The sequence below is a fragment of the Microbacterium sp. ARD32 genome, assembly GCF_031844385.1.
GTDB lineage: Bacteria > Actinomycetota > Actinomycetes > Actinomycetales > Microbacteriaceae > Microbacterium.
Map to the genome: position 1 here is coordinate 1,313,538 of NZ_JAUZVD010000001.1, position 13,269 is coordinate 1,326,806.

Here is a 13,269-nt window from a genome sequence, read left to right on the forward strand (position 1 = left end):
ATGCATCCTGCGCTGTTCTACCGCCCGGGAGGACGTCTCTCGCTGCCCGAGCTGACGGCCGCTCGCCTGGACGGCGATGTGATCGAGGTCGGTGACGGCTACATGCCGGCCGACTCGGTGGAGGATGCGGATGCCAGGGCGACGAGCGTGCGGGAGCTGGTGCCCGCGCACGCGGCGGCGTGCGGACCGACCGCGGCCTGGATCCACGGTGCCGGCGACGCTCCGCCCGGCATCCACCACGTTCGTCGCATCGTGAGCACCCGAACGCGCGTGCCGCATTCCCCCCGGGTGATGTACCACGAGGCCAGGGCGTCACGCGACGACGTGCAGAGCATCGGCGGCACGAGAGTTCTCACTCCGCTGGCGACGGCGGTGGAGCTGCTGTTCGCCACCGCGCTCACCGATGCGGATGACTGGTGGCTGCGCGCCCTGCTGCAGGCCCGCTCCACGCTGCTCGCGGAGCTGAGCGACGTCGTCGACGCCTCGCCGCGGCGGCCGGGACGACGGGGCGCGGCGGAGCACCTGCAGAAGCTGGGTGCAGCTGCCCGCCGGTCGGGTCAGGAGGTCGTGACGCGGTACACGTCGTAAACGGCGTCTATGCGCCGCACGGCGTTCAGCACGCGGTCCAGATGCACCGAGTCGCCCATCTCGAACACGAAGCGACTGAGCGCCAGCCGTTCATCGGTGGTGGACACGGATGCGGAGAGGATGTTGACGTGGTGCTCGGTGAGCACGCGCGTGACATCGGAGAGCAGCCCCCCGCGATCCAGCGCCTCCACCTGGATCTGCACGCGGAACACGCTCTTGGTGGTCGGAGCCCACTCCACCTCGACGAAGCGCTCGGGGTCCGAGCCCAGCGCCTTCACATTGACGCAGTCCTTGCGGTGCACCGACACGCCGCTGCCGCGGGTAACGAAGCCGACGATCGGGTCACCCGGCACGGGCGTGCAGCAGCGCGCCAGCTTGACCAGGATGTCGGACGCACCGCGCACCAGGATGCCCGAGTCGCCGGAGCGCGCCTCGCGGACCGGCGCGTGCCCGGGCAGCTCGATGGCCCCGGTGCTGGTGTCGGGCTCGGTGGCGACCAGAGCGGTCACCTTCTCGAGCACCGACTGCGTGGAGACATGTCCCTCGCCGACTGCGGCGTAGAGCGCGGAGACGTCCTCATAGCGCAGCTGACGGGCGACCTCGGCGAAGGACTCCTGGTTCATCAGTCGCTGCAGGGGCAGGTTCTGCTTGCGCATCGCGCGTGCGATGGACTCCTTGCCCTGCTCGACCGCCTCTTCGCGGCGCTCCTTGGTGAACCAGCCGCGGATCTTGTTGCGCGCCCTCGTGCTCTTCACGAACGACAGCCAGTCCTGGCTGGGGCCGGCATCCGGATTCTTCGAGGTGAACACCTCGACCACGTCGCCGCTGCGCAGCTCTGTCTCCAGCGGCATCAGGCGCCCGTTGACCTTAGCGCCCATGGTGCGGTGACCGATCTCGGTGTGCACGGCGTACGCGAAGTCCACCGTCGTCGCACCGGACGGCAGGCCGATGACACGCCCCTTCGGGGTGAAGACGTAGACCTCCTTCGCTCCGATCTCGAAGCGCAGCGAGTCCAGGAACTCGCTCGGGTCTGCGGTCTCGGCCTGCCAGTCGGAGATGTGCGCGAGCCAGGCCATGTCGGCATCCGTCTTGCGGGTGTCGACCTTGCCCCCATTCATGCGCTCCTTGTACATCCAGTGCGCGGCGACGCCGAACTCGGCCTGCTGATGCATCTCGTGCGTGCGGATCTGGATCTCGACCGTGCGCCCTGAGGGGCCGATCACCGTGGTGTGCAGCGACTGGTACAGGTTGAACTTGGGCGTGGCGATGTAATCCTTGAAGCGGCCGGGCAGCGGAGTCCAGCGCGCGTGGATCGCACCGAGCACCGCATAGCAGTCGCGCACCGAGTTCACCAGCACGCGGATGCCGATCAGATCGTAGATGTCGTCGAACTCGCGACCGCGCACCACCATCTTCTGGTACACCGAGTAGAGCTGCTTGGGGCGGCCGAACACCTTGCCGCGGATGCGCAGTTCGCGCAGATCCTCGTCGATCGCGTCGATGACCTGCTGCAGGTACTTCTCCCGCTGCGGGGTGCGCTGGGCGATGAGGCTGGTGATCTCTGCGTAGAGCTTGGGATGCAGCACCGCGAAGGACAGGTCCTCGAGCTCGGACTTGATGGTCTGGATGCCCAGCCGATTGGCCAGCGGGGCATAGATCTCCAGTGTCTCCTTGGCCTTGCGCGCCGCCTTCTCTGGCGGAACGAACCCCCAGGTGCGTGCGTTGTGCAGGCGATCGGCGAGCTTGATGAGCAGCACCCTGATGTCCTTGGACATCGCCACGATCATCTTGCGCACGGTCTCGGCCTGGGCGCTCTCGCCGTACTTCACCTTGTCGAGCTTGGTGACGCCGTCTACGAGCATCGCCACCTCGTCGCCGAACTCCGAGGTCAGCTCGGCCAGCGCGTAGCCGGTGTCCTCGACCGTGTCGTGCAGCAGCGCCGCCGCCACGGCCCGAGGCCCGAGGCCGAGCTCGGCGAGGATCTGCGCGACCGCGAGGGGATGGGTGATGTACGGCTCGCCGCTCTGACGCACCTGGCCCTGGTGCTTCTCCTTGGCGATCCGGTAGGCGTGCTCGATCACCGGCAGATCGCCGCGCGGGTGGTTGGCGCGCACCGTGCGGATCAGGTTGTCCAGGTCGTTGACGCGGGGCGCGCGCGAGAAGATGCGCGGCACCAGCCGGCGCAGGCTGGAACCCTGCGATGTGGCCTGAGAATCCGCCATCTGTGCTCCTGTCCGCGATGTGATCATCCTACGCGGGGGCCGGGGTCTTCCCGGTCCCCGCGGCAGCGGTCAGACCGCGGCGGAGGCGGCGCGCTCGCGCGCCAGCAGCACCTTCTTGTCGTGCTCGCGAATGCCGGGCTCGCCCTGACGGAACGCGGCGTACAGCGGCGCCGACACGAACAGCGTGGAGTAGGTGGCGACCAGGATGCCGACGAAGATCGACAGCGAGATCGAGGTGAGCGTCTCGGCGCCGAACCAGAACGCGCCGATGAACAGGATCGCCCCCACCGGAAGCGCAGCCACGACCGAGGTGTTGATCGAGCGGATCAGGGTCTGGTTGACCGCGAGGTTGACCGATTCGCCGAAGGTGCGCTGCAGCGAGACGGCATCCTCCTCGGTGTTCTCGCGCACCTTGTCGAAGACGACCGTGGTGTCGTACAGCGAGTACGCGAGGATCGTCAGGAAGCCGATCACCGCCGCGGGCGAGATCTCGAACCCTGCCAGCGCGTAGATGCCGACCGTGATCACCAGCACGTCGAGCAGGCCGACGATCGATGCGGCGGACATCTTCCAGGTGCGGAAGTAGATGCCGAGGATCAGGAAGGTCAGTGCCAGGAAGATCGCCAGACCCCAGAGGGACTGGCGCGTGACGCCCTCACCCCAGGCCGGACCGATGAACGAGTCCGCGACCTCGTCGGCCTGCACGCCGTACGCGTCGGCCAGAGCGGCCTTGACGTCCTGCGTCTGGTCAGGCGACATCTGGTCTGTCTGGACTCGGACGTCCTTGTTGTTGACGATCGCGACCTTGGTGGTCGCGTCCGCCACGACGCTGCGCACCGCATCGGTCGCCAGGCTCTGCTCGCGGCTGTCGGGGTCGACGACCATGAACTGCGAGCCGCCGGTGAACTCGATCGAGAACTGCACGCCCTTGGTGAGCGGCACGACGACCGAGCCGAGCACCAGCAGGATGGCGATGACGAACCACAGGCGGCGCCGGCCGACGAACGGGAAGGACGTCTTTCCCGAGTACAGGTTGTTGCCGAACTCATTCATGGAGAACATCAGGCGTCGGAGTCCTTTCCGGCATCCTTGGATCCCATCGCGGCGAGGGCCTCAGCGCGCTTGCGCTCGGCGATGGTCTGGCGCTTCTCGGCTTCGCCGCGGGCGCCCTTGTTGCGGGCTGCCCGGCCGGTGCCTCCCGTGGTCGCCTCACGGAATCGCGCACGACCGCGATACACGGCGCCGAGCGATTCGGGATCCAGCCCCGACAGCTTGTGCCCGCCGCCGAAGAAGCGGGTGCGGGCCAGCAGCTGCATCACCGGATGCGTGAAGATCACGAAGATGAACACGTCGATCAGCGTGGTCAGGCCCAGCGTGAAGGCGAAGCCCTTGACCGTGGCGTCGGCCAGGATGAACAGCACGACGGCCGCCAGCACGTTGATCGACTTGGAGATGTAGATCGTGCGCTTCGCGCGACCCCAGCCGTCCTCCACCGAGCCGATGATCGATTTGCCGTCTCGCAGCTCATCTCGTATTCGCTCGAAGTACACGATGAATGAGTCGGCGGTGAATCCGATCGACACGATCAGACCGGCGACACCGGCGAGCGAGAGCCGGAAGCCCATCCGCCAGGCCAGGATCGCGATGATGATGTACGTCAGCACGCCCATCACGGCGATCGACGCCATGATCACCCAGCCCAGGGCGCGGTAGCTGAGCAGCGAGTAGATGGCGACCAGTCCCAGTCCGATCAGGCCGGCGATCAGGCCGTACTGCAGCTGCTGCGAACCGAGCGTGGCCGAGACGGTGTCCGAGCTCTGCACGGTGAAGCTCAGCGGCAGGGCGCCGTACTTCAGCTGGTCGGCCAGCACCTTGGCCGACTCCTGCGTGAAGTTGCCCGAGATGCTGGGCTTGCCGTTCAGGATCGTGGCCTGCATGATGGGCGCGGAGATGACCTTGCCATCCAGCACGAAGGCGAACTGGTCGCGGGGGCTGAGGTTCGCCAGGCGGTTGGCGTTCAGTCGCTGGCTGATCTCGCCGAACACCTTGGTGCCCTTGGCATCCATCGACAGGTTGACGGTCCACTTGCCGGACTGCTGCTCGCGCCCGGCGGTGGCGTCGTTGATCACGGTGCCGTCCAGCTCCATCGGCCCGAGCAGGTACTTCGCCTGGAAGATGCCCTTCTCGTCGGCCTCGCAGGCGATCAGCGGCTCGTCCTCCGGCGGGTTGCTGTCCTGCTCCTTCGAGCAGTCGTAGGCGAGGAACTCGGCCTGCAGCTTGGGCGTGATGTATGCCGGGTCGGATGCGTCCGTCGGTGCAGCGGTGGGGGTCGCCTCCAGCGTCGCGGCCGGCGACGGGTAAGGGGTGCTCTTGCCGTCCTCCCCGATGAACTCGTTCGACGGGGCGGTCGTGGCGAGCACGGCGCGGAACTCGAGCTTGGCGCTGGCCATGATCCGCTCGCGCTCGGCCTTGGAGGCGGTGCCGGGGATCTGGACGACGATGTTGCGGCCGCCCTCGGTGGTGATGTCCGCCTCGGACACCCCCGATGCATCCACGCGCTGACGGATGATCGCCACCGCCTGGTTCAGCTGGTCGCTCGTCGGCGCCGAGCCGTCGGGCGTCGCGGCCTGCAGGATGATCTGCGTGCCGCCCTGCAGGTCGAGCGCGAGCTCGGGCGCCCACGAGCTGGCGGGCTTGCCGTTGTCCGCCTTGAAGACGTACACGCCGAGCGAGTTGATGCCGAACAGCACCGCCGTCACGATGAGCAGGCCGAGAAGGACCCGCCAGGCGTGGCGGGTCGGGGATGTGGATGCCACGAGGTTCCGCTTTCCGCGAGAGATGACGCTGCGCGTCAGTTGTCGTTGTTGCGCTCGAGACGAGCCTTCGTCTCCTCGGGCGTCTCGACCTGGATCGCCTCGATGCCGTCCTCCGCGCCCTCGGCCGGGATGGTCTCGGCATCCACCTCGTCCTCGTCGGTCGCGTCATCGACCGGGTCGGTGGGGTCGATGACCCGGATGATGGCCTGACTGTGCACCTCGATGACCACGCCCGGCGCGAGCTCGACCTCGGCGGGCTTGTCCAGGTCGACCGGGTCGAAGGAGACGATCGTGCCGTACAGGCCGCCCTGCAGCAGGACCTTGGCGCCGGGGACCGTCTTGGCCGCCTTCTCCTCCTGCTGCTCCTTCATCTGCCTCTGCCGCTTGCGCGTGTTCAGGAACATGAACACGAGCATCACTGCGAGAAGACCGAACAGCATGAGGGACATGGGATCCATGAGTGCAAGAGCCTTTCAGGTGCACGCCGAACGCGGCGCTGCGTGGGGGAAACCGGGATTCCGGGAAGCCTTCAGCGATTATAGGTCATCGAACAATGCCGCACCCTCGGGGTGGTCCACACCCAGGTGGCGGTACGCCTCGGGCATCGCGATGCGACCGCGCGGCGTGCGGCCCAGGAACCCGATGCGCACCAGGTAGGGCTCGACGACGCTCTCCACCGTCTCGGCCTCCTCCCCGACGGCGACGGCGAGGGTGCTGAGTCCCACGGGACCGCCGCGGAATCGGCGCACCAGGGCATCCAGCACCGCTCGGTCGAGCCGGTCGAGTCCGATCGCGTCGACGTCGTACAGCTCCAGAGCCGCGCGCACGTCGGCGATCGACGCCTCTCCCCCACCGCTGTCGCGGCGGGAGCCGTGCACGAGCGCGTAGTCGCGCACGCGCCGCAGCAGCCGGTTCGCGATCCGCGGCGTGCCACGGGAGCGACGGGCGATCTCGGCGAGCGAGTCGGCGGGCAGGCCGACGCCGAGCACCGTCGCCGAGCGCGCGATGACCCGCTCCAGATCGCTCTCGTCGTAGAACTCCAGGTGGCCGGTGAACCCGAAGCGGTCGCGCAGCGGGTTGGGCAGCAGGCCCGAGCGCGTGGTGGCGCCGACGAGCGTGAAGGGGGCCAGGTCCAGCGGGATGCTGGTGGCGCCGGCGCCCTTGCCGACCATGATGTCGATGCGGAAGTCCTCCATCGCGAGGTACAGCATCTCCTCGGCGGAGCGGGCCATCCGGTGGATCTCGTCGATGAACAGCACCTCCCCGGGCGTGAGGCTGGACAGCAGTGCCGCCAGATCACCGGCGTGCTGGATCGCGGGGCCGCTGCTCAGGCGCAAGGCGCGCCCGCTCTCGTGGGCGACGATCATCGCCAGCGTCGTCTTCCCCAGCCCGGGCGGGCCCGCGAGCAGGATGTGATCGGCGGGGCGCTCCTGGATGCGGGCGGCCTCCAGCAGCAGCTGCAGCTGGCCGCGCACCTTGGGCTGCCCGACGAACTCGCCCAGGCTGGTCGGGCGCAGTGCGCCCTCGATCGCGAGCTCGGTCTCATCCAGCGCCTCGGCGGCGTCGCGGGCCTCGTGCTCAGCCACGCTTCGCCCCCTGCGCCGGAGTCGGCTGGCCCATCGCCGCGAGCGTGCGGCGCAGCAGCGCGGACACGGATTCGCGTTCGGCATCCGTGGCATCGTCCGCCGACTGCGCAGCAGCCTCCGCCGCCACCTTCTCCGTCCACCCCAGACCGACGAGCGCGGCGGTGACCTGGTCGACGGTCGCGGATGCTGCTGTCGCCGCCGCCGGCGCGGAGGCGACACGCGCCTGCACCTTGCCCGCCAGCTGCACCACGATCAGCTTGGCGGTCTTCGGGCCGATGCCGGATACGCGCCGGAACGGGGCGTCGTCCTCGGCGGTGACCGCCTCGGCGATCTGATCCACGGTCAGGTGCGAGAGCACGCCCAGCGCCGACTTCGGCCCCACGCCCGTGACGCTGAGCAGCTGCCCGAAGATCTCCAGCTCATCGCGATCCCCGAAGCCGTACAGACTCAGCGCGTCCTCGCGGACGATCAGGCTGGTGTGCAGCTGCAGCGACTCCCCGGGCACCGCGGTGTGAGCGACGTCGGCCGGAACGAACACCGAGAACCCGACGCCGCCCGTCTCGATGACGACGTGGCCGGAGGCGGCGTGCAGCACCGTGCCGCGCAGCGAGGAGATCATGCCTCCACCCTACGGCCCCCTCCCCCGGTTGTTGAGCGAGCGGAGCGAGTCGAAAGACGAGGCGCGCGCGCGCCGCGCTCGGCGTCGGCCCAGGCCCGCTGCGCGGGCGTGAGAGGGCTGGATGCCGTGGGCGCCGCCGCTCCGCCGCGCCAGGCGTGACAGAGGGCGATCGCGAGCGCATCCGCGGCATCCGCGGGCTGCGGCGGTGCATCCAGCCGCAGGATGCGGGCGATCATCGCCTGCACCTGTCGCTTGTCGGCAGAGCCGTAGCCGGTGACGGCCGCCTTCACCTCGCTGGGCGTGTGCGTGGCGGCGGGCAGGCCCGCCTCTGCCGCGATCAGCAGGGCGACGCCGGATGCCTGGGCCGTGCCCATCACTGTCTGCACGTTGTGCTGGGCGAACACGCGCTCGACGGCGACGGCATCCGGACGGTGCTCTTCGATGACGGAGCGGATGCCCGCGGCCACCGCCGCGAGACGCGCGGAGAGGTCCGCGTCAGCGGGTGTGCGAACCACGCCGACGTGCACGAGCGTGGCCTGTCGCGTGCGGCCGACATCGACGATCCCCACGCCGCAGCGGGTCAGGCCGGGGTCGATGCCCAGCACGCGCAGAGAACTCACTCCCCCAGGCTACGGGCGCGGAAACGCCGCGGGCGCAGGCGCGCCCGAGTGGGTCGCTGAGCCGGGCCCACGCGCTCCCGAGGCTCCGGCCGGCGCGCAGCGGTGGCTGGAGTGGGGCGTGGGGATCGAAGCGTCGCGAACCCGGAAAGGGTCACTCGTCGTCGTCGTTCTCCAGCTCGGCCTGCACCTCGGCGGTGAGGTCGAAGTTGCTGAACACGTTCTGCACGTCGTCGCTGTCCTCGAGCGCGTCGATCAGCCGGAAGACCTTGCGGGCCGTGTCGGCGTCGATCTCGACCTTGAGGTTCGGCACGAACTCGACGTCGGCCGACTCGTAATCGATGCCCACGTCGACCAGCGCCGAGCGCACGGCGACCAGATCCGTGGCCTCGGTGATGACCTGGAAGCCCTCGGCGTGGTCCTCGACCTCCTCTGCCCCCGCCTCGAGCGCCGCCATCATCACGTCGTCCTCGGTGGTGCCCTCGGAGCCGACCACGATGACGCCCTTGCGGGTGAAGTTGTAGGCCACCGACCCGGGATCGGCCAGCGTGCCCCCGTTGCGGGTGAGCGCGGTGCGCACCTCGGCCGCGGCGCGGTTCTTGTTGTCGGTCAGACACTCGATCATCAGCGCCACGCCGTTCGGGCCGTAGCCCTCGTACATGATCGAGGAGTACTCGACCGCCTCGCCGCCGATGCCTGCGCCGCGCTTGACGGCGCGGTCGATGTTGTCCTTGGGCACGGAGGTCTTCTTGGCCTTCTGCACCGCGTCGTACAGCGTCGGGTTTCCGGCCAGATCGGGGCCGCCGAGCTTGGCCGCGACCTCGATGTTCTTGATGAGCTTGGCCCACGACTTGGCACGACGCGAGTCGATGACCGCCTTCTTGTGCTTGGTCGTGGCCCACTTGGAATGCCCGGACATATGTCTCCGCTCGTCTCGTGTGCCCCGAGTCGCCTCCAGGGCGTCGTCCAGTCTAACGAATCGCGAACACGCGGCCCGTCAGCGCTCCCGCTGCGCCTCGTCGCCGCGGCCGAGCGCATCGCGGATGAACGGGACATGCGGGAGCAGGATGGGCTGATCCATCGCGGCATCCGGCACCCAGCGTTCCCAGCCCTCGTCGAGCGGCCAGGCGCCGGGCATGATGAGCTCGGCGACCGCGTGGTCGGCGATCGCGCGCACGGCGTCCGCCTGCGCCGACGTGAAGCGCCCCTGCGCCACGGCGGAGCCCAGCTCGTCGGCGTCCTTGAGCCAGATGTCCTCCTCGCCGGCGTGCTGCGCGTCGATCCACAGGTCGAGGATCAGGTCGCGCGAGAGGATGTGGGCCTGTGAGGCGGCAGAGCGCAGGTGAGGCAGTTCCAGGTTCACGTACGCGCCGTCGGGCGTGCCGTCGGCACGACGGAAGAACCACACCGACCACGGTCGGCCGTGGGGCGCCGCCCGCACGACGCCCGGCCCTCGCCAGACCGACTCGCGGACGGTCCGCGCGACGCTGAACCGCTCGGCGAGCGGCACATCGCGGGTCCTCCGGCCGTCCGCGGGCACCGACTCCAGCCGCGCCGATCCGGACGGGATCCATGCCACCAGACCGCGTTCATCGTCGCGGACGACGCGTGCGGTCTCGATCCACTTCCCGTACCGCCACAGGATCACCTGCCCGGGGGCGAATCTCTCCGCCTCGGCGGAACCCGCGGCGACGGCGTTCGCGAGTTCGACGCCGGGGTGCGCGCCGTCATGCTGATCCGCGAGCAGGTCGATGGCGTCGGTCAACGGCATCCGCTCCGCGAGCAGCGGCGCCCATGCGTCTCCCCTGCGCCCGACCAGGGTGACTGTTCCGCCGCTCGCGCTGACATCCGATGATCCGAGAGGAAGACGCATCCCGCCACGCTATCGCCGGATGCCGTCGCCGGCGCTCAGCCGCGCGCCGCGACGCGATCGAGGAAGCGCTGATGGAATCGCGCCTCGCCGGTCAGCTCGGGATGGAAGCTGATGCCCATCAGGTTCCCCTGCTCCACGGCCACGACGCGCCCATCCGGCAGGGACGCCAGTGTCACGGCATCCGTTCCGACATCCTCGACCACGGGGCCGCGGATGAACGCGGCGCGCACCGGCGCCGTGCCGAGCGCGGGGATGTCGAGCGCCGCCTCGAAGGATTCCGTCTGGCGTCCGAACGCGTTGCGCCGCGTCAGCACGTCAAGTCCGCCGAAGGTCTGCTGACCGGCGATGCCGTCGATCAGGCCGTCCGACAGCATGATCAGCCCGGCGCAGGTGCCGAGCATCGGCATCCCCTCGCGGATCGCGGCGCGGATCGGATGCTGCAGCTCGAACTGCCTGGACAGCTTGTCGATCACCGTCGACTCACCGCCGGGGAGGGCCAGACCGTGGACCTGGGCGAACTCCTCCGGACGGCGCACGCGCACGACGTCGGCACCGAGGTGCTCGAGCAGGGCGACGTGCTCGCGCACATCGCCCTGCAGCGCGAGCACGCCGACGCGTGCCGTGGTCACCAGCCCCGCTCGGCGAGACGGTGCGGTGCGGGCAGGTCGGCGACGTTGATGCCGACCATGGCCTCGCCGAGGCCACGGGAGACCTCCGCGATCACCTTCGGGTCGTCGTAGAACGTCGTCGCCTTGACGATGGCCTTCGCGCGGGCGACCGGGTCGCCGGACTTGAAGATGCCCGAGCCGACGAACACGCCGTCGGCGCCCAGCTGCATCATCATCGCGGCGTCCGCGGGGGTCGCCACGCCGCCCGCCACGAACAGGACGACGGGGAGCTTACCGGTCTCGGCGATCTCGGACACCAGCTCGTACGGCGCCTGCAGCTCCTTGGCCGCGACGTACAGCTCGTCCTTCGACAGCGCGCCGAGGGCGGCGATCTCGCCGCGGATCTTGCGGATGTGCTTCATGGCCTCGGAGACGTCGCCGGTGCCGGCCTCGCCCTTGGAGCGGATCATCGCCGCCCCCTCGGTGATGCGGCGCAGCGCCTCACCCAGGTTGGTGGCACCGCAGACGAAGGGAACCGTGAAGCCCCACTTGTCGACGTGGTTGACGTAGTCGGCAGGCGAGAGCACCTCGGACTCGTCGATGTAGTCGACGCCGAGCTCCTGCAGCACCTGCGCCTCGACGAAGTGGCCGATGCGGGCCTTCGCCATGACGGGGATGGAGACCGCGTCGATGATGCTGTCGATCATGTCGGGGTCGCTCATGCGCGAGACGCCGCCCTGCGCGCGGATGTCGGCGGGCACGCGCTCCAGGGCCATGACCGCGACGGCGCCGGCGTCCTCGGCGATCTTCGCCTGCTCGGCCGTGACGACGTCCATGATGACGCCGCCCTTCAGCATCTCGGCGAGTCCGCGCTTGACGCGTGCGGACCCGATGGTCTGGGTTGCGGGGTTCTGGTCGGCGGATGCCATGGTCACTCCTCGGGAGACATCGATTCAGCACAAAGGATCGTTTGGTCTATGTCAAAAGATAGCACCGTAGAATCGAGCCGTGAGCATGGATATCGCCGGGAGCACTGCTGCGGAGATCGCGGACAGCGTGCGCGCGCTGACCGAGCGCGGTCTGCTGCGGCCCGGTGACGCTCTTCCCCCGGTGCGGGAGCTGGCCGGCATCCTCGGCGTCAACCGCAACACGGCCGTTGCGGCGTACCGTCAGCTGGCGCAGGCCGGGCTCGTGATCTCGAGGGGTCGCGGCGGAACGCTCATCGCCGGCACCGATCCCGTCGCTCGGGAAGGCATCGCCGCCGACACCGTGCTGCAGGACATCGGCTCCGGCAATCCCGACCCGCGCCTGATCCCCGACCCGACCCGCGCACTGGCGAGCGTCGTCGGACGCCCCGTGCTCTACGGCGAGCCGGTGATCGATCCCGGATTGGAAGCGTGGGCCCGGGACTGGATGCTCGCCGATCTGCCGCGCGACGACCTGCGCATCACGGTCACCAGCGGCGCGGTCGATGCCGTGGAGCGTCTGCTCGCGCAGGCGCTCACCCGCGACGATGCGGTGGCTCTGGAGGATCCCTGCTTCCTGGCCAGCATCCACACCGTGCGTCTCGGCGGCTACCGCGCCGTGCCGGTGCCCGTCGACGCCGAGGGCATGACCGTCGAGGGCCTGCGGAACGCGCTGGATGCCGGCGTGCGCGCGATCATCAGCACACCGCGCGCGCAGAATCCGACCGGAGTGAGCCTGTCGCCGGCGCGCGCCGAGGCGCTGCGCGATGTGCTCCGCGACCACCCGTACGTGCTGATCATCGAGGACGACCACTTCTCGATGCTGTCCGCGCACGCGTATTCGTCGCTGATCGGACCGGATCACCGGCGGTACGCGCTGCTGAGGTCGGTGTCGAAGTTCCTGGGCCCGGACATGTGCCTCGCCCTGGCTGCGACCGACCCCACCACGGCCGAGCGGCTGGCGATGCGGCTGAACCCCGGCACCACGTGGGTCAGTCACCTGCTGCAGCGTCTTGCGCACGCGCAGCTGGCCGAACCGGGCATCCGCCGGCAGATCTCCGACGCCGCCGCGCACTACGCCGAGCGCAACAGCGCGTTCGTGACCGCGCTCGCCGAGCGCGGCATCAGCACGAGCTCGACCGACGGGCTGAGCCTGTGGGTGCGGCTGGACGTGCCCGCCCGGACGGCTGCGGAGCGCCTCATGCGCCGTGGCTGGCTGGTGCGCACCGGTGACGAGTTCCGCATCGACGAGACATCACCGGCATCCGATCACCTGCGACTCACCGTGCACGACCTCTCCGATGCCGACACGGCGCGCCTGCTGGACGACCTCCGGATCGCGGCGCGCTGAGCCCGGCCCACGCGGGTGAGAGGA

General features: G+C 69.4%; 13 protein-coding genes. 2 read left to right on the plus strand and 11 right to left on the minus strand.

What is annotated here, in order from left to right; genetic code table 11:
* Entirely contained in the window at positions 1-588 is a 588-nt protein-coding gene (locus Q9R19_RS06215) for a hypothetical protein (RefSeq protein WP_311255453.1), read from the plus strand.
* On the opposite strand, the gene Q9R19_RS06220 is transcribed toward Q9R19_RS06215, so the two are convergent.
* The 11 genes from Q9R19_RS06220 to pdxS form a co-directional block, all read right to left on the minus strand.
* Positions 558-2,810, minus strand: a complete 2,253-nt coding sequence (locus Q9R19_RS06220) for a bifunctional (p)ppGpp synthetase/guanosine-3',5'-bis(diphosphate) 3'-pyrophosphohydrolase (protein ID WP_311255454.1) — start codon at positions 2,808-2,810, stop codon at positions 558-560. The two genes, Q9R19_RS06215 and Q9R19_RS06220, sit on opposite strands and share 31 nt — an antisense overlap.
* 69 nt (positions 2,811-2,879) lie before the next feature.
* Complete coding sequence (gene secF / locus Q9R19_RS06225) at positions 2,880-3,872, minus strand: protein translocase subunit SecF (protein WP_311255455.1); 993 nt, start codon at positions 3,870-3,872, stop codon at positions 2,880-2,882.
* Complete coding sequence (gene secD / locus Q9R19_RS06230) at positions 3,872-5,626, minus strand: protein translocase subunit SecD (RefSeq protein WP_311255456.1); 1,755 nt, start codon at positions 5,624-5,626, stop codon at positions 3,872-3,874. The genes secF and secD overlap by 1 nt, the downstream gene beginning before the upstream one ends.
* Before the next feature lie 35 nt (positions 5,627-5,661).
* Positions 5,662-6,084, minus strand: a complete 423-nt coding sequence (yajC, locus tag Q9R19_RS06235; protein WP_311255457.1) for a preprotein translocase subunit YajC — start codon at positions 6,082-6,084, stop codon at positions 5,662-5,664.
* Between the two features lie 78 nt (positions 6,085-6,162).
* Positions 6,163-7,212 (minus strand): Holliday junction branch migration DNA helicase RuvB, encoded by a 1,050-nt coding sequence (ruvB, locus tag Q9R19_RS06240; RefSeq protein ID WP_311255458.1) that lies wholly within the window; start codon positions 7,210-7,212, stop codon positions 6,163-6,165.
* Complete coding sequence (gene ruvA, locus Q9R19_RS06245; RefSeq protein WP_311255459.1) at positions 7,205-7,831, minus strand: Holliday junction branch migration protein RuvA; 627 nt, start codon at positions 7,829-7,831, stop codon at positions 7,205-7,207. Before ruvA ends, ruvB begins: the two co-directional genes overlap by 8 nt.
* Positions 7,828-8,451: a crossover junction endodeoxyribonuclease RuvC gene (gene ruvC, locus Q9R19_RS06250; protein ID WP_311255460.1), complete on the minus strand. Its 624-nt coding sequence runs from the start codon at positions 8,449-8,451 to the stop codon at positions 7,828-7,830. Before ruvC ends, ruvA begins: the two co-directional genes overlap by 4 nt.
* Before the next feature lie 151 nt (positions 8,452-8,602).
* The gene (locus Q9R19_RS06255; RefSeq protein ID WP_311255461.1) at positions 8,603-9,367 is read right to left on the minus strand and encodes a YebC/PmpR family DNA-binding transcriptional regulator; all 765 of its coding nucleotides are present in this window, start codon (positions 9,365-9,367) and stop codon (positions 8,603-8,605) included.
* A 78-nt stretch (positions 9,368-9,445) separates the two neighbouring features.
* Positions 9,446-10,321, minus strand: a complete 876-nt coding sequence (locus Q9R19_RS06260; RefSeq protein ID WP_311255462.1) for a DUF402 domain-containing protein — start codon at positions 10,319-10,321, stop codon at positions 9,446-9,448.
* 35 nt (positions 10,322-10,356) lie between these two features.
* Positions 10,357-10,950: a pyridoxal 5'-phosphate synthase glutaminase subunit PdxT gene (gene pdxT, locus Q9R19_RS06265; protein ID WP_311255463.1), complete on the minus strand. Its 594-nt coding sequence runs from the start codon at positions 10,948-10,950 to the stop codon at positions 10,357-10,359.
* Entirely contained in the window at positions 10,947-11,858 is a 912-nt protein-coding gene (pdxS, locus tag Q9R19_RS06270) for a pyridoxal 5'-phosphate synthase lyase subunit PdxS (RefSeq protein WP_311255464.1), read from the minus strand. The genes pdxT and pdxS overlap by 4 nt, the downstream gene beginning before the upstream one ends.
* An 85-nt stretch (positions 11,859-11,943) precedes the next feature.
* Between pdxS and Q9R19_RS06275 the strand changes: the two genes are divergently transcribed.
* Positions 11,944-13,245 (plus strand): aminotransferase class I/II-fold pyridoxal phosphate-dependent enzyme, encoded by a 1,302-nt coding sequence (locus tag Q9R19_RS06275; RefSeq protein ID WP_311255886.1) that lies wholly within the window; start codon positions 11,944-11,946, stop codon positions 13,243-13,245.
* Positions 13,246-13,269: the final 24 nt, after the last annotated feature.

What these genes read in the sequence shown, in the direction of transcription:
- yajC (WP_311255457.1), bottom strand. Translation starts at nt 6,084, where the DNA reads ATGGATCCCATGTCCCTCATGCTGTTCGGTCTTCTCGCAGTGATGCTC.
- Q9R19_RS06255 (WP_311255461.1), bottom strand. Translation starts at nt 9,367, where the DNA reads ATGTCCGGGCATTCCAAGTGGGCCACGACCAAGCACAAGAAGGCGGTC.
- pdxS (WP_311255464.1), bottom strand. Translation starts at nt 11,858, where the DNA reads ATGGCATCCGCCGACCAGAACCCCGCAACCCAGACCATCGGGTCCGCA.
- Q9R19_RS06275 (WP_311255886.1), top strand. Translation starts at nt 11,944, where the DNA reads ATGGATATCGCCGGGAGCACTGCTGCGGAGATCGCGGACAGCGTGCGC.
- ruvA (WP_311255459.1), bottom strand. Translation starts at nt 7,831, where the DNA reads ATGATCTCCTCGCTGCGCGGCACGGTGCTGCACGCCGCCTCCGGCCAC.
- secF (WP_311255455.1), bottom strand. Translation starts at nt 3,872, where the DNA reads ATGTTCTCCATGAATGAGTTCGGCAACAACCTGTACTCGGGAAAGACG.
- Q9R19_RS06220 (WP_311255454.1), bottom strand. Translation starts at nt 2,810, where the DNA reads ATGGCGGATTCTCAGGCCACATCGCAGGGTTCCAGCCTGCGCCGGCTG.
- Q9R19_RS06260 (WP_311255462.1), bottom strand. Translation starts at nt 10,321, where the DNA reads ATGCGTCTTCCTCTCGGATCATCGGATGTCAGCGCGAGCGGCGGAACA.
- Q9R19_RS06215 (WP_311255453.1), top strand. Translation starts at nt 1, where the DNA reads ATGCATCCTGCGCTGTTCTACCGCCCGGGAGGACGTCTCTCGCTGCCC.